The sequence below is a fragment of the Pseudomonas sp. Irchel 3F3 genome (assembly GCF_900187545.1).
Classification (GTDB): Bacteria; Pseudomonadota; Gammaproteobacteria; order Pseudomonadales; family Pseudomonadaceae; genus Aquipseudomonas; species Aquipseudomonas fortuita.
Genome location: NZ_FYDS01000004.1, coordinates 24,723 through 43,793 on the forward strand (window position 1 = coordinate 24,723; position 19,071 = coordinate 43,793).

At 64.1% G+C, this 19,071-nt stretch carries 17 protein-coding genes; 7 read left to right on the top strand and 10 right to left on the bottom strand.

The annotated features are described in order from the left end of the window. Window positions 1-153 precede the first annotated feature (153 nt). From plsB to CKW35_RS08885, 3 genes are all read left to right on the top strand, one after another. Window positions 154-2,640 carry a glycerol-3-phosphate 1-O-acyltransferase PlsB gene (gene plsB, locus CKW35_RS08875; RefSeq protein WP_070086573.1) on the top strand — a complete coding sequence of 829 codons (2,487 nt, stop codon included), beginning with the start codon at window positions 154-156 and terminating at the stop codon, window positions 2,638-2,640. A 76-nt stretch (window positions 2,641-2,716) separates the two neighbouring features. Then, window positions 2,717-3,115, top strand: a complete 399-nt coding sequence (locus CKW35_RS08880; protein ID WP_016485191.1) for a YbaY family lipoprotein — start codon at window positions 2,717-2,719, stop codon at window positions 3,113-3,115. Between the two features lie 33 nt (window positions 3,116-3,148). After that, window positions 3,149-3,838, top strand: coding sequence for a DUF4197 domain-containing protein (locus tag CKW35_RS08885; RefSeq protein WP_016485190.1), 690 nt, complete (start codon window positions 3,149-3,151; stop codon window positions 3,836-3,838). Between the two features lie 66 nt (window positions 3,839-3,904). On the opposite strand, the gene CKW35_RS08890 is transcribed toward CKW35_RS08885, so the two are convergent. Both CKW35_RS08890 and CKW35_RS08895 read right to left on the bottom strand, forming a co-directional pair. Further along, complete coding sequence (locus tag CKW35_RS08890) at window positions 3,905-6,970, bottom strand: efflux RND transporter permease subunit (protein WP_016485189.1); 3,066 nt, start codon at window positions 6,968-6,970, stop codon at window positions 3,905-3,907. A gap of 6 nt (window positions 6,971-6,976) precedes the next feature. Then, window positions 6,977-8,077, bottom strand: a complete 1,101-nt coding sequence (locus CKW35_RS08895) for an efflux RND transporter periplasmic adaptor subunit (protein ID WP_095115728.1) — start codon at window positions 8,075-8,077, stop codon at window positions 6,977-6,979. 166 nt (window positions 8,078-8,243) lie between these two features. On the opposite strand from CKW35_RS08895, the gene CKW35_RS08900 reads away from it, so the two are divergent. Further along, on the top strand, window positions 8,244-8,885 hold the full coding sequence (locus tag CKW35_RS08900) for a TetR/AcrR family transcriptional regulator (RefSeq protein ID WP_024717681.1): 642 nt from the start codon (window positions 8,244-8,246) through the stop codon (window positions 8,883-8,885). Window positions 8,886-9,079: 194 nt separating this feature from the next. Here the strand turns inward: CKW35_RS08900 and CKW35_RS08905 are convergent, their stop codons facing one another. Then, window positions 9,080-9,856: a class I SAM-dependent methyltransferase gene (locus CKW35_RS08905; RefSeq protein ID WP_016485186.1), complete on the bottom strand. Its 777-nt coding sequence runs from the start codon at window positions 9,854-9,856 to the stop codon at window positions 9,080-9,082. A 103-nt stretch (window positions 9,857-9,959) separates the two neighbouring features. Here CKW35_RS08905 and CKW35_RS08910 point away from each other — a divergent pair, with 103 nt between their 5' ends. After that, complete coding sequence (locus CKW35_RS08910; protein WP_016485185.1) at window positions 9,960-10,580, top strand: hypothetical protein; 621 nt, start codon at window positions 9,960-9,962, stop codon at window positions 10,578-10,580. 2 nt (window positions 10,581-10,582) lie between these two features. On the opposite strand, the gene CKW35_RS08915 is transcribed toward CKW35_RS08910, so the two are convergent. From CKW35_RS08915 to ppc, 7 genes are all read right to left on the bottom strand, one after another. Then, complete coding sequence (locus CKW35_RS08915) at window positions 10,583-11,272, bottom strand: extensin family protein (RefSeq protein WP_016485184.1); 690 nt, start codon at window positions 11,270-11,272, stop codon at window positions 10,583-10,585. Continuing rightward, window positions 11,272-12,102, bottom strand: a complete 831-nt coding sequence (locus tag CKW35_RS08920) for an oxaloacetate decarboxylase (protein WP_016485183.1) — start codon at window positions 12,100-12,102, stop codon at window positions 11,272-11,274. Before CKW35_RS08920 ends, CKW35_RS08915 begins: the two co-directional genes overlap by 1 nt. Before the next feature lie 28 nt (window positions 12,103-12,130). Further along, window positions 12,131-13,000: a DUF72 domain-containing protein gene (locus CKW35_RS08925; protein WP_023049120.1), complete on the bottom strand. Its 870-nt coding sequence runs from the start codon at window positions 12,998-13,000 to the stop codon at window positions 12,131-12,133. 3 nt (window positions 13,001-13,003) lie between these two features. After that, window positions 13,004-13,294, bottom strand: coding sequence for a hypothetical protein (locus CKW35_RS08930; protein WP_016485181.1), 291 nt, complete (start codon window positions 13,292-13,294; stop codon window positions 13,004-13,006). Window positions 13,295-13,425: 131 nt separating this feature from the next. Further along, window positions 13,426-14,100, bottom strand: coding sequence for a tRNA (adenosine(37)-N6)-threonylcarbamoyltransferase complex dimerization subunit type 1 TsaB (gene tsaB, locus CKW35_RS08935; protein ID WP_095115730.1), 675 nt, complete (start codon window positions 14,098-14,100; stop codon window positions 13,426-13,428). Window positions 14,101-14,310: 210 nt separating this feature from the next. Continuing rightward, window positions 14,311-14,961 (bottom strand): adenylate kinase, encoded by a 651-nt coding sequence (gene adk, locus CKW35_RS08940; protein WP_095115731.1) that lies wholly within the window; start codon window positions 14,959-14,961, stop codon window positions 14,311-14,313. A 257-nt stretch (window positions 14,962-15,218) separates the two neighbouring features. Then, window positions 15,219-17,846, bottom strand: a complete 2,628-nt coding sequence (gene ppc / locus CKW35_RS08945) for a phosphoenolpyruvate carboxylase (RefSeq protein WP_095115733.1) — start codon at window positions 17,844-17,846, stop codon at window positions 15,219-15,221. A 165-nt stretch (window positions 17,847-18,011) separates the two neighbouring features. Between ppc and CKW35_RS08950 the strand changes: the two genes are divergently transcribed. Both CKW35_RS08950 and CKW35_RS08955 read left to right on the top strand, forming a co-directional pair. Then, entirely contained in the window at window positions 18,012-18,356 is a 345-nt protein-coding gene (locus CKW35_RS08950; RefSeq protein WP_016485177.1) for a type 1 pili tip component, read from the top strand. A 276-nt stretch (window positions 18,357-18,632) separates the two neighbouring features. Next, window positions 18,633-19,046 (top strand): DUF4398 domain-containing protein, encoded by a 414-nt coding sequence (locus tag CKW35_RS08955; protein ID WP_014592166.1) that lies wholly within the window; start codon window positions 18,633-18,635, stop codon window positions 19,044-19,046. The last annotated feature ends 25 nt before the right edge of the window (window positions 19,047-19,071 follow it).

Below are 19,071 nucleotides of genomic sequence, written 5' to 3' on the forward strand. Positions count from 1 at the left end.
AATATCCTGCAAGTGGCAGGCCGAGTATATGACACAGAACAAAAAAAATTGATGACGGTCCCGCAGTTGGCCGATTTTTGCTGAACTTACGCCGATACGGCAGACTAAATTGCTGGATACTCACCTGAAAATCACACCCAGGGCACACACCCCATGACCCGTTCCCCTCTGCGCCGCCTGATCTTCGGCGCCCTGCGTCGCCTGTTGTACCTGTGGGTGCGCTCCGAGACCATCAACCAGTCTTCCATGACCCTCAACCTCGACCGCAGCCGGCCGGTGTTCTATGCGCTGCCCTCCCCCGCGCTCACCGACCTGGCCGTGCTCGACCACGAGTGCACCAAGGCGGGGCTGCCGCGCCCGGTGCTGCCGGTGGCGGTCGGCCAACTGCAGGAGCCGGCCGGGTTCTTCTACCTGACCCCCGACCCTGACTGGCTCGGCCGCCAGGACAAAAGCGGCGCCCCGCCCACACTTGAGCGCCTGGTAGCTGCCGTCAGCCAGCATGCCGAAGAAGATGCGCAGATCATTCCGGTCAGCGTGTTCTGGGGGCAGACCCCGGCCAGCGAATCCAGCCCATGGAAGCTGTTGTTCGCCGACAGCTGGGCGGTGACCGGGCGCCTGCGCCGGCTGCTGACCGTGCTGATCCTGGGGCGCAAGACCCGGGTGCAGTTCTCCGCCCCCATCCACCTGCGCGAACTGGTGCAGCACAACAAGGGCCACGAGCGCACCGTGCGCATGGCCCAGCGCCTGATGCGCGTGCATTTTCGCAACCTCAAGACCGCCGTCATCGGCCCGGACATCTCGCACCGGCGCAACCTGGTCAAAGGCCTGATCCATGCCCCGCAGGTGCGCCAGGCCATCGCCGACGAGGCCCAACGCGAGAACCTGCCGTTGGCCAAGGCCGAAGCCCAGGCACTGCGTTATGGCAACGAGATCGCCTCGGACTACACCTACACGGTCATCCGCTTTCTCGAAGTGGTGCTCAGCTGGTTCTGGAACAAGATCTACGACGGCATCAAGGTCAACCATATCGAACAGGTTCAGGGCATAGCTCCCGGCCACGAAGTGATCTACGTGCCGTGCCACCGCAGCCACATCGATTACCTGCTGTTGTCGTACCTGCTGTTCCGCAACGGCCTTACCCCGCCGCACGTGGCGGCAGGCATCAACCTCAACATGCCGGTGGTGGGTAACCTGCTGCGCCGTGGCGGTGCCTTCTTCATGCGCCGCACGTTCAAGGGCAACCCGCTGTACACCGCCGTGTTCAACGAGTACCTGCATACTCTGTACACCAAAGGTTTTCCGGTCGAGTACTTCGTCGAAGGTGGCCGCTCGCGTACCGGGCGCATGCTGCAGCCGCGTACCGGGATGCTGGCCATTACCTTGCGCAGCTTCCTGCGCTCGTCGCGCACGCCGGTGGTGTTCGTGCCGGTGTACATCGGCTACGAGCGCGTGCTCGAAGGCCGCACCTACCTGGGCGAGTTGCGCGGTGCCAGCAAAAAGAAGGAGTCGGTGTTCGACATCTTCAAGGTGTTTGGCGCGCTCAAGCAGCGCTTTGGCCAGGTCTACGTCAACTTCGGCGAACCGATCCGCCTGGCCGGGTTCCTCGATGAGCAACAGCCCGGCTGGCGTGAACAGGATCACGGCCCCCAGTACCGCCCGGCCTGGCTCAACGACGCCACCACCCGCCTGGGCGAAACCGTGGCCCGTCACCTCAACGAGGCGGCCGCCATCAACCCGGTCAACCTGGTGGCCCTGGCGCTGCTGTCCACCAGCCGCCTGGCCCTGGACGAACGCGCCCTGACCCGTGTACTCGACCTGTACCTGGCCTTGCTGCGCCAGGTGCCGTACTCGCCGCACACCACCCTGCCGGACGGCGACGGCCAGGCACTGATCGAGCACGTGCGCAGCATGAACCTGGTGGCCGAGCAGAAGGACGCCCTGGGCCGCATCCTCTACCTGGATGAAGGCAATGCGGTACTGATGACCTATTACCGCAACAACGTGCTGCACATTTTCGCCCTGCCGGCGCTGCTGGCCAGCTTCTTCCTCAGCAGCTCGCGCATGAGCCGCGAACTGCTGGGCCAGTATGTGCACGCGTTGTACCCGTACCTGCAGGCCGAACTGTTCCTGCGCTGGACGCCAGAGCAACTGGACGAGGTGATCGACCAATGGCTGGCCGCGCTGGTTGAACAAGGCCTGCTACGCCAGGACAACGACATATACGTACGTCCGGCGCCCAGTTCGCGGCAGTTCGTGCTACTGACCCTGCTCGCCCGCACCATCACCCAGACCTTGCAGCGCTTCTACATGGCCACCTCGCTGCTGCTCAACAGCGGACAGAACAGCCTCAGCGCCGAAGGGCTGGAAGACCTGTGCGTGATGATGGCCCAGCGCCTGTCGATCCTGCATGGCCTGAATGCCCCAGAGTTTTTCGACAAGACGCTGTTCCGCCACTTCATCCAGACCCTGCTCCAGCAAGGCGTGCTGCATGCCGACGGGCAAGGCAAGCTGGGTTATCACGACAAGCTCGGCGAGCTGGCCGAGGGCGTGGCCAAGCGTGTGCTGTCGGCCGAACTGCGGCTGTCGATCCGCCAGGTGGCCCTGCACCGTGACGACGGCCTGGAAACTTCGACCCTCTGACGGTTCATCACGGGGGAAAATCCGCTAAAGTCCCTGGGGTTGGCCACAAGCCAGCCCCAAGGACACCGGAGATTCCATGAAAAAGCTCTTTATGCTGTGTTGCGCATCCCTGCTTGCAGCCTGTTCCAGCCAAACCCCATCCAACCAGGCCAGCCTGGACGGTGAAGTCTTCTACCTGCAGCGTATCGCCCTGCCGCCTGCCGCTACCCTGAGCGTGGAGCTGCAGGACGTTTCGCTGATGGACGCCCCCGCCGTGACCCTGGCCCGCCAGGCCGGCCCGGTCAAAGGCAACGTACCGCTGCCATTCCACCTCATTTACGACCCCGCCCAGGTCAAACCCGGCCACCGCTATGCGGTGAGCGCGCGCATCGAGCTGGAGGGCAAGCTGCTGTTCATCAATACCGAACACCATGGTGTCATGCTCGACGGCAGTGACCCGAAATCTGTACGCATCAAGGTCGACCAGGTTCGCTGACACCCGTATTCATCTGTTTACAAGGAAAGCTTCATGATCCGCACTTCCCTGCGTTTTTCCACCCTGTGCGCCGGCCTGCTGCTATCGGCCAGCGCACTGGCCCTGTCGCTGGGCGACCTGAGCCAGAAAGACGCCACTGGCGGCCTGAAAGATACCCTGACCCAGGGCGCGCAGCTCGCCGTCAAGCAGTTGAGCGCCCCGGGTGGCTTCAGCAACAACCCGGACGTGCGCATCGAATTGCCGGGCAAGCTGGGCAAGGCGGCCAAGGCCATGAAAATGTTCGGCAAAGGTGAACAGGTCGATGCCCTGGAAGCCAGCATGAACAAGGCCGCTGAAGCCGCCGTGCCGCAGGCACAGGCGATTTTGGTCGATGCCGTGAAGAACATGAGCGTGACCGATGCCAAAGGCATCCTCGCCGGCGGTGACGACTCGGCCACCCAGTACCTGAACAAGAGCAGCCGCGAGCAGATCCGCGCCAAGTTCCTGCCGATCGTCAAACAGGCTACCGACAAGGTTGGCCTGGCCCAGCAGTACAACAACTTCGCCGGGCAGGCGGTGGCACTGGGCGTGGTCGACGCCAAGAGCGCCAGCATCGAGAACTACGTGACCGAGAAGGCGCTGGACGGCCTGTTCGAGATGATTGGCAAGCAGGAGCAGAGCATTCGCCAGAACCCGGCGCAGGCCGCTACCAGCCTGGCCAAGAAGGTCTTCGGCGCCCTCTGATCCGCAACGCGGCCGCAGTACCCTCGTAGGCGCAGCCTTGTGCTGCGAAGAGGCCGGTGAGGTCAGTCAGGTTTTCTTCACCCTGAACCACGCCGCATACAACGCCGGCAGGAACAACAGCGTCAACGCCGTAGCCACGATCAACCCCCCCATGATCGCCACCGCCATCGGCCCGTAGAACACGCTGCGTGACAACGGGATCATCGCCAGCACCGCCGCCAGCGCAGTCAGCACGATTGGCCGGAAGCGCCGCACCGTGGCTTCGATGATCGCCTGCCAGCGCTCCATCCCCGCTGCAATATCTTGCTCGATCTGGTCCACCAGAATCACCGAGTTGCGCATGATCATGCCCGCCAGGGCAATGGTGCCCAGCATGGCGACAAAGCCAAACGGCTGGCGGAACACCAGCAGGAACAGGGTCACGCCAATCAGCCCCAGCGGTGCGGTGAGGAACACCATGACCGTGCGCGAGAAGCTGCGCAGCTGGATCATCAGCAGGCTCAGCACCACCACCACGAACAGCGGCATGCCAGCGTTCACCGACTTCTGCCCACGCTCGGAGTCTTCAACCGTACCGCCCACTTCCAGCAGGTAGCCATCCGGCAGCTTGGCGCGTATCTCGTGCAGGGTCGGCTCGATCTGTTTCACCAGCGTGGCCGGTTGCTCCTTGTCGTAGATATCGGCGCGCACGGTCACCGTCGGCAGGCGGTTGCGGTGCCAGATGATGCCTTCCTCGAAGCCGTACTCCAGGGTCGCTACCTGCGACAGCGCCACGCTCTGGCCGTTGTCGGTCGGCAGTGCCAGGCTGCCGAGGTTACCCAGATCACCGCGCTCCTGCTGGGTGCCGCGCAGCAGGATCTCGATCAGCTCGTTGTCCTCGCGGTACTGGCTGACTGTGGTACCGGTCAACGAGCTTTGCAGGAAGCTGGCCAGGTGCGCGGTGCTCACGCCCAGGGCGCGGGCGCGGTCCTGGTCGATTTGGAGGAACACGGCCTTGCTGGGCTCTTCCCAATCCAGGTGCACGTTCACCACATGCGGGTTCTCGCGCACCTTGTCGGCCACTTGGCGGGCCAGCGCACGGGCCTGCTCGATGTGCTCGCCGGTGACCCGGAACTGCACCGGGTAACCCACGGGTGGGCCGTTTTCCAGGCGCGTGACCCGGGCACGCAGGTCAGGGAACTGCTGGTCTACAGTGCTGATCAGCCAGCTGCGCAGGCGCTCGCGGTCCTCCATCGACTTGGCCAGGACCACGAACTGGGCAAAGCTGGCTGCCGGCAGTTGCTGGTCCAGCGGCAGGTAGAAGCGTGGCGAACCGGTGCCCACATAGGCCACATAGTTATCGATGCCGTCCTGCTGCTTGAGCAGTGCCTCCAATTGCTTGACCCGCTCGGCAGTATTGGCCAGCGAGGCACCTTCGGCCAGCTTCAGGTCAACCATCAGCTCTGGGCGCCCGGAGGCCGGGAAGAACTGCTGGGGCACGAAGCGGAACAGCAGGATGCTGCCGACAAAGGCCGCGATGGTCAGCAGGATCACCGTCTTGCGTCGCCGTACGCACCACTCCACCACCCGCCGCACGCGCTGGTAGAACGGCGTGGCGTAAGGGTCGGGTGCGTGGCCGTCCTTGCCATGGCGCGCAGCATGCAGCTTGGCCAGGTCTGGCAGCAGGCGCTCGCCCAGATAGGGCACGAACACCACGGCCACCACCCATGAGGTCAGCAGGGCGATGGTCACCACCTGGAAGATCGAGCGGGTGTATTCGCCGGTACTGGAGGCCGCAGTGGCGATAGGTAAAAAGCCTGCCGCAGTGATCAGGGTACCGGTCAGCATCGGGAACGCAGTGCTAGTCCAGGCATAGCTGGCCGCCTTGAGCCGGTCATAACCCTGCTCCATCTTGATCGCCATCATCTCCACGGCAATGATCGCGTCGTCCACCAGCAGGCCCAGCGCCAGCACCAGGGCCCCAAGGGAAATCTTGTGCAAGCCGATGCCGAAGTAATGCATGGCAGCGAAGGTCATGGCCAGCACCAGCGGAATGGCCAACGCCACCACCAGGCCGGTGCGCAAGCCCAGCGAGAAGAAGCTCACCAGCAGCACGATGACCAGCGCCTCGACCAGCACCTGGACAAACTCGCCCACACCGGCCTTGACCGCCGCAGGCTGGTCCGAGACCTTGCGCAGCTCCATGCCGGCTGGCAGGGTGCGCGCCACGCGCTCGAACTCGTCTTCCAGGGCTTTGCCCAGGACCAGGATGTCGCCGCCGTCCTTCATCGACACGGCGAGGCCAATGGCATCTTCGCCCATGAAGCGCATGCGCGGGGCGGGTGGGTCGTTGAAGCCACGGTGCACTTCGGCCACATCGCCGATGCGGAACGTGCGGTCACCCACGCGAATGGGGAACTGGCGAATCTGCTCGACACTGTCGAAGCGCCCGCTCACCCGCAGTTGCAGGCGCTCGCTGGGCGTCTCGAAGAAGCCGGCGGTGCTTACCGCATTCTGCTCTTGCAGGGCCTGCTGCACGGCCTCGAGGGGTACGCCAAGGGTGGCCAGCTTGAGGTTGGACAGCTCGATCCAGATTTTTTCGTCCTGCAGGCCCACCAGCTCGACCTTGCCCACATCCTTGACCCGCTGCAGCCGGATCTGGATACGGTCGGCGTAGTCCTTCAGCACCGCGTAATCGAAGCCCTTGCCGGTCAGCGCATAGATATTGCCGAAGGTGGTGCCGAACTCATCGTTGAAGAACGGGCCCTGGATCTCCGGTGGCAGGGTGTGGCGAATGTCCGCGACCTTCTTGCGGATCTGGTACCACAATTCAGGTATGTCCCTGGAATGCAGCGAATCGCGAGCCATGAAGGTGACCTGCGACTCACCGGGGCGAGAGAACGAGACAATCCTCTCGTACTCGCCGGTTTCCATCAGCTTCTTTTCGATACGCTCGGTGACCTGCCGCGACACTTCCTCGGCGCTGGCGCCCGGCCACAGGGTACGGATGACCATGGCTTTGAAGGTGAATGGCGGATCCTCGCTCTGGCCGAGCTTGGTGTAGGACATGGCGCCAATGGCCGCCAGCAGGATCATCAGGAACAGGACGATCTGGCGGTTGCGCAGCGCCCAGGCAGAAAGGTTGAAACCCATCGGGACTTACTCCTTGGCCGTCAGGTTCACTACACGGTTGCTGCGGTCCACAGGGCGGATTTCCTGGCCCTCACGCAGTACATGGCCACCGGCGGCGACCACCCAGTCCTCTGGGGCAAGGCCTTCGAGTACGGGCACACTGTCGCTGCCATACGCCCCCAGGCGCACCACGGCCCGCTCCAGGCAGCTGTCCTTGTTGACCCGCCACACATAGGCTTGGCCGTTTTCCGCAGTCACCGCTGACAGTGGCACCGCCAACGGGATCACGCCCTCATGCGCGATGAACACCCGGGCGCTCTGGCCCAGCTCCGCCGGCGTGGCGGCCGAGGTGAAGGCAATGCGCGCAGCGAAGGTGCGCGAGCGTGGGTCGGCGGCCGGTGACAGCTCGCGGATACGCCCCTCGAAGCGCGCTTGCGGATGTGACCACAGCTCCACACTGACCGATTGCCCCACGGCAAAGCGGGCGAACTGCTGCTCCGGCAGGCTGATGAGCACTTCTCGCTCGCCATCCGTGGCCAGGGTGAACACGGTTTGCCCGGCGGCAACCACCTGGCCTACTTCAACCTGACGCTTGGCCACCACCCCGGCCTGGGGCGCACGCAGTACGGCATAGTCGGCCTGGTTACCCGCCACATCGAACTCGGCCTTGGCCTGCTTCAGCCGGGCAAGGCCGGCGCGGTAGAGGTTTTCAGCATTGTCGAACTGCGAGTGGCTGACCATCTGCCGCTCCAGCAGCTTCTGGTAGCGATCACGCTCGGCGCGCACCAACGCCAGGTTCGCCTCGGCACCCGCCAGCTGGGCACGGTTGGCTTCAAGCTGCAGACGCACGTCCTGCGGGTCCAGCTCGGCCAGCGGCTGGTCGGCCTTGACCCGCTGCCCCTCCTCCACCAGGCGCTTGCTGACCTTGCCGCCAATGCGGAAGGCCAGCTCCGGCTCGAAGCGCGCACGCACTTCACCAGGGTAACTGTCGGCAGCGGCTTCGGCCGGCTGCGGCTGCACCACCAGCGCCGGGCGCGGCGCGGCAGGCGGGGTGGCTTCCTGACCGCATGCCGTCAGTAACAACGCGGCAACGGCGGGCAAGGCGATGGACAAGGCATGGCGCAACATGATGAATCCTTTCGCGGTGGGCACTTCGAATATGTGTACTGACGGGTATATTAAGTCACGGAACTGCTGCCGAGAAGCCAGCATCGATAAGAAATTCACTTAAACGATGGCGACGATCACTGCTGTCTACCTCTCCAGCCGGTAAGATGGGAGCTTGATCAACCAGATGCAGACCACAATGTCCAACGACGCACCCATCGGCCCGGGCCGGCCCAAGGACCTGGCCAAGCGCGAGGCGATTCTCGAAGCGGCAAAGTCGCTGTTCCTCAGCCTTGGTTATGCCAACACCAGCATGGATGCGGTCGCTGCGGCGGCAGGTGTTTCAAAACTCACCGTGTACAGCCACTTCACCGACAAGCAGACCCTGTTCTGCTCGGCGGTCATGGCCACTTGTCAGCTACAGCTGCCCGACCTGTTGTTCGAGTACCCCGAAGGGGCGCCGGTGGAGGAGGTACTGCTGACCATTGCCCGTGGTTTCCAGGCATTGATCAGTAGCGATGAGGCGGTGAAGCTCAGCCGCCTGATCATGGCCCAAGGCAGCCTGGACCCAAGCTTTGGCGAATACTTTTACGAAGCCGGGCCCAAGCGCGTGCTGGCAGCGATGGAAGCGCTGCTGCGGGGTGCAGATGAGCGGGGGTTGTTGCGCATCGACAACCCGCTGCATGCGGCCGAGCACTTCTTTTGCCTGGTCAAGGGAGCGCCGGATTACCGCTTGCTGCTGGGGTGCGCGGCGCCGCTGGAGGGGGACGAAGCCGAGGCGCATGTGCGCGAGGTGGTGGGGGTGTTCTTGCGGGCGTTCAAACCCTGAGCGCTGCCAGGCAGAGAACAGTGGTCATTGTGAGAGCGGGCTTGGCCCGCGAATGGGGCCACGCGGTGCATGGCACCGGCTTCGCCGGTGTTCGCGGGACAAGCCCGCTCCCACAGTAATCGCGCAACGTTTCAATATTCAAGCAAGCCAGTTGCTCTCACAATGACCGCGCTAGCCGGCCAGTTGGGGGAAAATCAGGCCTTCAAGGCTTTCTTCGGGTAAATGTCATACCGGCTCGACTTGCCTTCCAGGCTATGGCTGGGCTTGGGCCCGTCGATGATCGGTGCCTTGCGCGGGCGCTTCACCACCACCCGGTGGCTGGCCAGCGCCAGGGCAGCTTCGAGTAGCGCTGGGGCATCCAGGTCGTCGCCCACCAAAGGCCGGAACACGCGCATTTCCTTTTTCACCAGTGCGCTCTTGTCGCGGTGCGGGAACATCGGGTCGAGGTAAATCACCTGCGGCGCCTCGCCTTCCCAGGTGTGCATGCGCTCGATGGCATTGCCGGTCAGCAGGCGCATGCGCCCGACAATCGGGCCCACTTCGTCGTCCGAACGCGCCCGCGCCAGGCCATCTTCCAGCAGCGCAGCAATCAGCGGCTGGCGTTCGATCAGGGTCATCTGGCAGCCCAGGCTGGCCAGCACGAACGCATCTTTGCCAAGGCCTGCCGTGGCATCCAGCACTTGTGGCCGCACGCCTTGGGCAATGCCCACGGCCTTGGCGATCATCTGCCCGTTGCCACCCCCAAACTGGCGCCGGTGGGCGGCCTGGCCCTCGACAAAGTCCACCCGCACCGGCCCCGGTGCCTGCGGCCCCAGCTGCTGGATCTGCAAACCCTCGGCGCCCACCTGCACGGCGAAGCCGGCGCTCTCGTCCTGTAGCGGCAGGCTCAGGCGTTCAGCCCACACCTTGGCCTGCTCCGCATACTCAGCCGACATCGCCTCGACCCTGATACCCGTGCCTTGCTCTTCCATCGTCCACACCTAAAAAATCAAACCAAGCCTTAATGAATCAGCAGCCACGGCCGATACAGGCAATATCCCGCTATTCTGCCAGAGCACAACGCGCGCGACTGCCATGTCAGATACTCTTCCTATCGGCTTGACCTATTTGTCGCCTGTCGGCAACTACAGTCAGCACAACACCCAGGCACTCGGGGGCGTCAGCCACCTGTGGCAGGATTTCTTTGCCCGGGCCATGGCCGAGCAGCAGGAAGAGCCCGCAGACAGCGTCAGCCAATCGTTCGTGCAGTACGACCAGGACAGCGGCGAACCCATCGGCGGCGCTCGAGCACTGGCGCTGATCGACGCCCAGCGCGCCTGCCCGGTGCACGACACCGAGGTAGCACCGCCCGAGCCGCTGTTTCTGCCCAAGGCCGAGCTTGAAGCCAACCTGCTGCCGCCTGCGCCTGAGCCGTTCAGTGCCATGGAGCTGATCGAACAACAGCGCCAGCTCGACACCAGCAACAGCTGGATGCGCCCGGTGGTGATGAACCAGGGCCAACCGATTCCAGAGCCCGGCCCAGGCCCTGCCCCGCGCTCGTTGTTCCTGCCCATTGCCGAGTTCGAGACCAACCTGCTGGACCCGGCCCCGGAGCCGTTCGACGACGCCACCTTGGCCAGGCAGCAGAATGACCTGGAATTCGACATCCACTGGGCACGCCCGGTGGTGCTGAACAACGTGCGCGCTCACGCCTGAGGTTAGCGGCACACCTGCCAGCGGCCCATGTCCAGATGAAAGTGATTGTGGTGTGCTGCATTGTAGGCCGGCCCCAGTACTGTGCTGAAGCTCTCGCAAGCCGCCTGCTGCACCTGCCGCAAGAACTCGGCCTTCTGCCCACCCGCCTGCCAGTCACGCGCCAGGACGATACGCTGGCCGTCCTGCATGCGAAAACCGCTGATGTCCAGCGCATTGGCGGTCGCGTGCTGACTCAGGCGGCCCTGCTTGCGGTGATAGACATTGCGGCAGGCGAAGCTGCCCAAGTGATCGACCTGCGCAACGGGTTGGCCCAGCACCCGCTGCGCCACGGGCTGCAAACCATGGTTTTCGAACAGTGCATAGGCTACCGCCAGCGGGCAACTGGCCAGAAAACTGCTGCTTAGCCGTGCCTGGCCGCCCTCGATACGCCAAACGTTGCGCAACGGGCAGTTGGCCGAAGCCGGGCTGTCGGCTTGCGCCCGGTAGCGCAGCTGGCTGGTTTCCAGTGCCTGACGGCACAAGGCCGGGTCATCGCGCAGGCGTGAAAGCTTGTACGGCGTCAGCAGGTTGGGCGGCTGGCGTACGTCCAGCGGCGCCCAAGGGTTCCACACGGCAGGCAGGCGCCAGCCGAAGTGCCAGGCCAGACCGGCCAGCACCAATAGGCTGGCCAGCAGCGCCAGCATTGCCCGCATCAGCGGCGGAACAGGTCGTTGAGCTGGGCAAACGGCAGTGCCTGCTCACCGTAGCCGAACGTACCCTCGTTGCGAATTTCCAGCGCGGCACGGTGGAACGCCCCCAGCGCAGCACGGGCCAGCGACGAGCCGACGCTGATGCGGCGCACGCCCAAGTCCTGCAACTGGTTCACGCTCAGCGGCACCCCCGCCATGCCCATCAGCACATTCACCGGCCGCGGTGCGACCGCCTGCACCACCGCACGCACTTCCTCTACGGTGCGCAGCCCCGGCGCATACAGCACATCGGCGCCGGCCTCGGCATAGGCTTGCAGGCGCAGGATGGTGTCGTCCAGGTCCATGCGGCCGTGCAGCAGGTTTTCTGCCCGGGCGCACAAGGTGAACGGGAACGGCAGGCTACGCGCAGCCTGCACGGCGGCGCGCACGCGCTCCACGGCCAGCCCGAGGTCATAGATGGGCGCATCACTGCGGCCACTGGCATCTTCGATGGAGCCACCTACCAGGCCGATTTCGGCAGCACGCAAGATGGTCTGGGCACAATCTTCAGGCATGTCACCGAAGCCGTTCTCAAGGTCCGCGGCCACCGGCAAGGCAGTGGCATCGACGATCTCGCCGGCATTGTCCAGGGTATCGTCCAGGCTCAAGGCGCCTTCGGCGTCTGGCCGGCCCAGGCTGAAGGCCAGGCCGGCACTGGTGGTGGCCAGCGCCTCGAAACCCAGGCTGGCAAGCAGCTTGGCGGAGCCGGCATCCCACGGGTTGGGGATGACGAACGCGCCTTCGCGCTCGTGTAAAGCCTTGAAGGCTTCGGCTCGCAGGGTTTGCACATCCATGGTTCAACCTCCGGCAGTCAGGGAAAGGTCAGAGTAAGCCCAGTTGTTCGACCTCGGGCGCGCGCGGCAATTCCGGCAAAGGTGCAAGACCTGGCAAGCGTGCCATCAGGCGTTGATGGAAATGCTGGGCCAACGCCGCAGCCAGGCGATTGTCCGAGGTGTGCAGGAAAATGTAGGGGCTGCGCCCTTCTTCGATCCAGCCGGCGACTTTCTCTACCCAGGGGCTGAGGAAGGTGTGATTGGCCTCCAGCTGCGGATGGCCGATGAAGCGAACCTGTGGGTGCTGGCTGAAGGCCGCCGGGCGCGGTGGTACCTTGGGCTTCTTGGATTGCGCGTGCAGCACGGCAGGGTCGCGCGAGGTGCAGCTGAACAACGCACGCGGGTCCAGGCAAATACGCTCCACGCCGCGTTCGTGCAGCAGGCGGTTGAGCAGGCGTTCTTCTTCACCCTTGGCGAAAAAGGCCTGGTTGCGCACCTCCACGGCCACCGGCAGCCCGATTTGGTCGAGGAAGTGGCAAAGCTCGCCCAAGCGCGCCGGGCCGAACTGGGCCGGCAATTGCAGCCAGTACGGTGATACGCGCTGGCCCAGCGGGGCCATCAGCCGCGTGAAGTCGAAGGCAGGCTCAAGCTGATCACGCAGGTCACCCTCATGGCTGATGTCGCGAGGAAACTTGGCGGTGAAGCGGAAATGCTGGGGCATCACCTGCGCCCAGCGGGCAATGGTGCCGGGGGCGGGGCGTGCGTAGAACGTGGTGTTGCCCTCGACGGCATTGAACACCTGGCTGTAGAAGCCAAGCATTTCATTGCTGCTGGCGTCGGCGGGATACAGGTACTCACGCCAGGCGTTTTCGCTCCAGGACGGGCAACCGAGGAAATAAGGCAGTGGTGGTGGACTCATCCACTAAATGTACAGGTCGAGCCCCAGTACTTCCATGTCCCAGTCAGTGAAACCGGCGGTGCTCAGGTAGCTGGCCAATGCGGTGGCGGTGCGGCGGTCACGGGCGCGGGGGAAGATCATGTCTTGCTGGCGGGCTGGCAGGCCACCGCTGCGTCGGCGGGCGGTGGCTTCCACGGGCGCGGGCTGGCTGTCTTCTATCAGCTCGGCATCATCGATGGCCTCGTCACGCGCCGGTGCCTTGCGCGGGGTGCGCTTGACCGGGTAGGACTGCGATGAGAAACCGTCGATACGCATGGCATGAGCACTCAGGACCAATGATGGCAATTTAGCAGCATCAGAGATCCGTCGCTAATGCTTGAGTGATAACTGGACCACAGATCGCGCAAAAGGTTTTAGAGTGAACGGCGATAACCGACGAACAGCACTCAGTGCTTCTTGGGCGTGGCTACATTATCGCGCAGATAAACCGGTTGCGCCTGTTCGGCAGCAATTGCCTCACCTCGGGCCCAGGCGAAGGTGGCCAGGCTGAGAATGTCGAGGGCACTGGGCAAGGCGCCAGGGTTACTGGCCGCCACCTTTACCGCCAGGCGCTCGGCGTAGCCCCAGCCGGTACCGGCACCGAACCACTCGCCGTTGCTGCCGGCCGGCAGCGCTACCTGCTCGGGCGGCAACACCGCTTCGCGGCCGACCAGGCGCATTTCGCCTGCCGTGGCTTGGTAGCAGCCCCAGTACACTTCGTCCATGCGCGCATCGATGGCAGCCGCCACCTGCTGCACGCCCTGCTCGCGCAAGGCCCCCTGGGCCAGCGCGGCCAGGTTGGACACCGGCAGCACCGGGCGCTCCAGCGCGAAGGCCAGGCCCTGGACCACACCAATGGCAATGCGCACGCCAGTGAATGCACCCGGGCCTCGGCCGAAGGCGATGGCATCCAGTGCATTCAGCGCAACGCCGGATTCGGCCAGCAACTGCTTGATCATCGGCAGCAACTTCTGCGCGTGCTGACGTGGGATCACCTCGTAATGGCTGGTTACCTCGCCGTCATGCAGCAGCGCGACGGAACAGGCTTCGGTGGCGGTATCCAGGGCCAGCAGGGTGGTCATCGAACGGGTATCCAGGTGCGAATGAAAAGAGCGGCAGTATAGAGCAGCGGCGGCGTTGTGTCCCGAGGGGGCGCTGTGCGGCCTTTGCAGGTGGCCTGTACAACATGGCCTTGACGCAATCCCTGTAGGAGCGGGCCAGGCCCCGTGGGTTGCAGCCCTGGAACGACAACGGCCCGCTAGCGGGCCGTTGTCGGGGGCGTCAGGCGCTGATCAGCTCAGGGCTGCCAGGACCTTGGCGGTGATGGTGTCGACCGAACCGACACCTTCGATGTGGCTGTACTTCGGCTTGCCGGCATTGGCGGCCGACAGCTTTTGGTAGAACTCTACCAGCGGCTTGGTCTGGGTGTGGTAGACCGACAGGCGATGACGAACGGTTTCTTCCTTGTCGTCGTCGCGCTGGATCAGGTCTTCGCCCGTCACGTCGTCCTTGCCTTCCACTTTCGGCGGATTGTACTGAATGTGGTAGGTGCGGCCCGAGGCCAGGTGCACGCGGCGGCCCGCCATGCGGCCGACGATTTCTTCGTCGTCTACGGCGATTTCGACCACGGCGTCGATGTCGACACCCGCCGCGACCATGGCTTCTGCTTGCGGGATGGTGCGTGGGAAGCCGTCGAACAGGCAGCCATTGGCGCAATCAGGCTGGGCGATGCGCTCCTTGACCAGGCTGATGATCAGCTCGTCGGAGACCAGCTGGCCGGCATCCATGACTTTTTTCAGCTCCAGGCCCAGTGGGGTACCTGCCTTGACGGCGGCACGCAGCATGTCACCGGTGGAGATTTGTGGAATACCGAACTTTTCGGTGATGAACTTTGCCTGAGTACCTTTACCGGCCCCGGGAGCTCCCAGCAGAATTACGCGCATCTCGTGCTCCTCAAATTTTTTTATGAAATTCAATGGATTCGGCAACCAGGGCCAAGTCCGGAAAATCGGGTATGACCATAAAACGGTCAGAAGGCTGCTCAAGATACACAGCGCCCGGCAGCCATACAAGCGTCCCAAAGTTGCAGGAAAGCGCCACTTGTGGCCGACCGGGCAGGTGGTTGCGCCAGGCGCAACCAGCCACGCCTCACCCGTGCATGGCCTGCATGCCATTAACCCCGACAGGCCTGGATAACCTCTTAGCCGGTATTGCGCAGCCCGGCAGCAATACCCGCTACGGTCACCAGCAAGGCCTGCTCCAACGGGCTGTCCAGAGCGGCTTCGCGGCCGCGCGAGCGGGCCAGCAACTCCGCCTGCAGGCGGTGCAGCGGGTCCAGATAGGTGTTGCGCAGGCTGATGAATTCCAGCGTCTCGGGGCTGTGCGCCAGTAGCACCTGCTGCCCGGTCAGGCCCAGCACCACCTGGCAAGACTGCGACAATAGGTCGCGCAGGTGCGCACCTAAAGGAAGCAGGTGCGGTTGCACCAGACGTTCGTCGTAGGCCTCGGCAATTTGCGCATCGGCCTTGGCCAGCACCATTTCCAGCATGTCGATGCGGGTGCGGAAGAACGGCCATTGCTCGCGCATCTGCGCCAGCAACTCACCCTGGCCACGGGCCAAGGCGTTGCTCAGCGCGGTTTCCCAGCCCAGCCAGGCCGGCAGCATCAACCGGGTCTGGGTCCAGCCAAATATCCACGGGATGGCCCGCAGGCTCTCGATCCCCCCGGCGCGGCGCTTGGCCGGGCGGCTGCCCAGCGGCAGGCGCCCCAGTTCCTGTTCTGGCGTCGACTGGCGGAAATACTCGACGAAATCGGGGTTGTCGCGCACTACGCTGCGGTAAGCCTTGACGCCATCGGCAGCCAGCTGGTCCATCACCTCGCGCCAGGCCGGCTGCGGGGGCGGTGGTGGCAACAGCGTGGCTTCGAGCACAGCGGCCAGGTACAGGTTCAGGTTTTGCTCGGCGATGCCCGGCAAACCGAACTTGAAGCGGATCATTTCGCCCTGCTCGGTGGTGCGGAACCGCCCCGCCACCGAACCCGGTGGCTGCGACAGGATCGCTGCGTGGGCCGGACCACCGCCGCGCCCTACTGTTCCGCCCCGGCCGTGGAACAGCAGCAGTTCGACCTGGTGTTCGGCGCAGATGCGCACCAGGTTTTCCTGGGCCCGGTACTGCGCCCAGGCCGCCGCCGTGGTGCCGGCATCCTTGGCCGAGTCGGAGTAGCCGATCATCACTTCCTGCGGGCCGCGCAGCCCGGCCCGGTAACCCGGCAGGCCGAGCAGGCGCTGCATTACCGGGCCGGCATTGTCCAGGTCGGCCAAGGTTTCGAACAGCGGTACCACACGCATGGGGCGGGTCAGGCCGGCTTCCTTGAGCAGCAGCTGCACCGCCAGCACATCCGAAGCGGCACCGGCCATGGAAATGACATAGGAGCCCAGCGAGGCCGCTGGCGCGGCGGCAACTTCACGGCAGGTTGCCAGCACCTCGGCGGTATCTGCCTGTGGCTTGAAGTACGCGGGCAACAGCGGCCGGCGGTTTTTAAGCTCGGCCTGAAGGAATTCGATGCGGCGATCTTCATCCCAGTCGGCATAGCGCCCCAGGCCCAGGTAGTCGGTGATTTCGGTCAGCGCATCACGGTGGCGGGCAGCGTCCTGGCGCACGTCCAGGCGGCCGAGGAAAAGCCCGAAGGTGACGGCGCGGCGCAGGCAGTCGAGCAACGGGCCTTCGGCGATAACGCCCATGCCACACGCGTGCAGCGACTGGTAGCAGAGTTCCAGCGGCGCAATCAGGTCGCGGTTATCCACCAGTACTTCAGCGCTGGCCGGTTGGCTGCCGGTTAACGCCGAATGTGCCCAGGCACGCGTCGCCCGCAGGCGGTCGCGCAATTGCTTGAGCACGGCGCGGTAGGGTTCGGCACTGTCCCCTACCCGTTCGCGCAAGGCGTCGCTGGCCTGCTGCATGGACAACTCGGCGGCCAGTGCATCAATGTCGCGCAGGAACAGGTCAGCAGCCATCCAGCGCGCCAGCAACAGCACTTCCCGGGTGACAGCGGCGGTCACATTGGGGTTGCCATCACGGTCACCGCCCATCCACGAGGCAAAGCGGATCGGCGCGGCTTCCAGCGGCAGGCGCAGGCCGGTGGCTTCCAGCAGGGCTTTGTCGACTTTGCGCAGGTGGCTGGGGATAGCGTGCCACAGCGAATGTTCGATTACCGCGAAGCCCCACTTGGCTTCGTCTACCGGGGTAGGCCGGGTGCGACGGATTTCTTCGGTGTGCCAGGCCTCGGCGATCAGCCGGCGCAGGCGTTCACGTACCTGCTGGCGTTCGTCCGGGGTCAGGTCGCGGTGGTCCTGGGCAGCGAGCTGGCCGGCGATGGCGTCGTACTTCTGGATCAAGGTGCGGCGCGCCACCTCGGTGGGGTGCGCGGTGAGCACCAGTTGGATGTCGAGCTTGGCCAGTTGCCGGGCCAGGGCATCGTTGCTGTGGCCGGCCAGCTTAAGGCGCGCCAGCAGCTCGGGTAACACCCGCGCCTCGAAAGGTTCGGCTTGATCGGCGTCGCGGCGGCGGATCAACTGGTACTGTTCGGCCATATTGGCCAGGTTGAGGAACTGGTTGAAAGCCCTGGCCACCGGCAGCAGATCGTCTTCGGCAAGGTCGGCCAGGGTAGAGGTCAGTTGCTCGCCAGGGCCACGGCGGTCGGCCTTGGCGCTGTGGCGAATGTCCTCGATTTTCTGCAAGAACGCATCGCCATGCTGCTGGCGAATGGTTTCGCCGAGCAGCTCACCCAACACATGGACATCTTCACGCAAACGCACATCGATATCGGTCATTGGCCCTCTCTTTGGCGCGGCACTGGCGCACTCCTGTATACAGCTCTACCGAAGAGTGCCCCCAGCCGAGCGGCAATGGCAAGCCGAGATCAGCCAAAGCAAACTAAAGTGAAAGCACAGCACTCCCATGCAATGCAGCCTGTAAAGGCGTCAACAGAGGTCATCATGAAAATCCGTGAACTCGCCCAGCACTGGGAACAAAATGCCGCCGGTACGCTCAGCCCCACGGGCCATGTGTTGCATCTGGACCTGGAGTCCGAGGCGCGCCTGGCCGCGCTGATCGACATGTACCCCAAGCGCACCGCCGAAGAACTGCTCGGCGAACTGGTGGCGGCCGCTCTTGAAGAGCTTGAAGCAAGCTTCCCCTACGTGCAGGGTCGCCAGGTCATTGCCACCGATGAAGAAGGCGACCCGCTGTACGAAGATATCGGCTCTACGCCACGTTTTCTGTCCCTCTCGCGACAGCACCTGCATAGCCTGAGCACCCACGGCGACGACAGCGAAAAATAACCACCTGCCCCAACGTTCCGGGCCTCGCCAAGGCCCGGAATACCGCTCCAGCCCGCGAAAGTTCACACCATCCCTCACTGACCAATCAGTCAGAAATAATTCCTCGTTTAGCGCACTTTTTTCTGAACCATTCTGAAAACGTTCGAGTCGGAGCCAATAGCCATCACGCTAAAACCCTGCACACTGCCATCGTGCACCGTTCAGCTGAAGCGCACGGTTTTGTCAGGGATTGAGCGATGGACTGCTACGGACATCGTCGTTATCAGGAGTGATCCAATGGAGCTGACCACCATGAAGACCCGCACTAGCAAACTGTCATCTACTCATGTGCGCGGGTTCAAGCTGGCCGCGCTGGCCCTGGGCAGTAGCCTGGTCCTGGCCGGCTGTGCGGGCAACCCGCCCACCGAGCAGTATGCCGTTACCCAGTCCGCCGTGAACTCTGCCGTCAGCGCGGGGGGCACCGAGTTCGCCGCCGTGGAAATGAAAGCGGCCCAGGACAAGTTCAAGCAAGCCGAAATCGCCATGCACGACAAGAAGTACGACGAGGCCAAGCGCCTGGCCCAACAGGCCGAGTGGGACGCACGCCTCGCCGAACGCAAGGCCCAGGCGGCCAAGGCCCAGAAGGCCGTGCAGGATGCCCGCCAGGGCGTTCAGGACGTACGTGAGGAAGGCCTGCGCAGCGCTCAGTGAGCCCTGCCCCGCCAACCTTAGCCTT

Coding starts and splice junctions, on each gene's coding strand:
- plsB (WP_070086573.1), top strand. CDS start 154: ATGACCCGTTCCCCTCTGCGCCGCCTGATCTTCGGCGCCCTGCGTCGC.
- CKW35_RS08880 (WP_016485191.1), top strand. CDS start 2,717: ATGAAAAAGCTCTTTATGCTGTGTTGCGCATCCCTGCTTGCAGCCTGT.
- CKW35_RS08885 (WP_016485190.1), top strand. CDS start 3,149: ATGATCCGCACTTCCCTGCGTTTTTCCACCCTGTGCGCCGGCCTGCTG.
- CKW35_RS08890 (WP_016485189.1), bottom strand. CDS start 6,970: ATGGGTTTCAACCTTTCTGCCTGGGCGCTGCGCAACCGCCAGATCGTC.
- CKW35_RS08895 (WP_095115728.1), bottom strand. CDS start 8,077: ATGTTGCGCCATGCCTTGTCCATCGCCTTGCCCGCCGTTGCCGCGTTG.
- CKW35_RS08900 (WP_024717681.1), top strand. CDS start 8,244: ATGCAGACCACAATGTCCAACGACGCACCCATCGGCCCGGGCCGGCCC.
- CKW35_RS08905 (WP_016485186.1), bottom strand. CDS start 9,856: ATGGAAGAGCAAGGCACGGGTATCAGGGTCGAGGCGATGTCGGCTGAG.
- CKW35_RS08910 (WP_016485185.1), top strand. CDS start 9,960: ATGTCAGATACTCTTCCTATCGGCTTGACCTATTTGTCGCCTGTCGGC.
- CKW35_RS08915 (WP_016485184.1), bottom strand. CDS start 11,272: ATGCGGGCAATGCTGGCGCTGCTGGCCAGCCTATTGGTGCTGGCCGGT.
- CKW35_RS08920 (WP_016485183.1), bottom strand. CDS start 12,102: ATGGATGTGCAAACCCTGCGAGCCGAAGCCTTCAAGGCTTTACACGAG.
- CKW35_RS08925 (WP_023049120.1), bottom strand. CDS start 13,000: ATGAGTCCACCACCACTGCCTTATTTCCTCGGTTGCCCGTCCTGGAGC.
- CKW35_RS08930 (WP_016485181.1), bottom strand. CDS start 13,294: ATGCGTATCGACGGTTTCTCATCGCAGTCCTACCCGGTCAAGCGCACC.
- tsaB (WP_095115730.1), bottom strand. CDS start 14,100: ATGACCACCCTGCTGGCCCTGGATACCGCCACCGAAGCCTGTTCCGTC.
- adk (WP_095115731.1), bottom strand. CDS start 14,961: ATGCGCGTAATTCTGCTGGGAGCTCCCGGGGCCGGTAAAGGTACTCAG.
- ppc (WP_095115733.1), bottom strand. CDS start 17,846: ATGACCGATATCGATGTGCGTTTGCGTGAAGATGTCCATGTGTTGGGT.
- CKW35_RS08950 (WP_016485177.1), top strand. CDS start 18,012: ATGAAAATCCGTGAACTCGCCCAGCACTGGGAACAAAATGCCGCCGGT.
- CKW35_RS08955 (WP_014592166.1), top strand. CDS start 18,633: ATGGAGCTGACCACCATGAAGACCCGCACTAGCAAACTGTCATCTACT.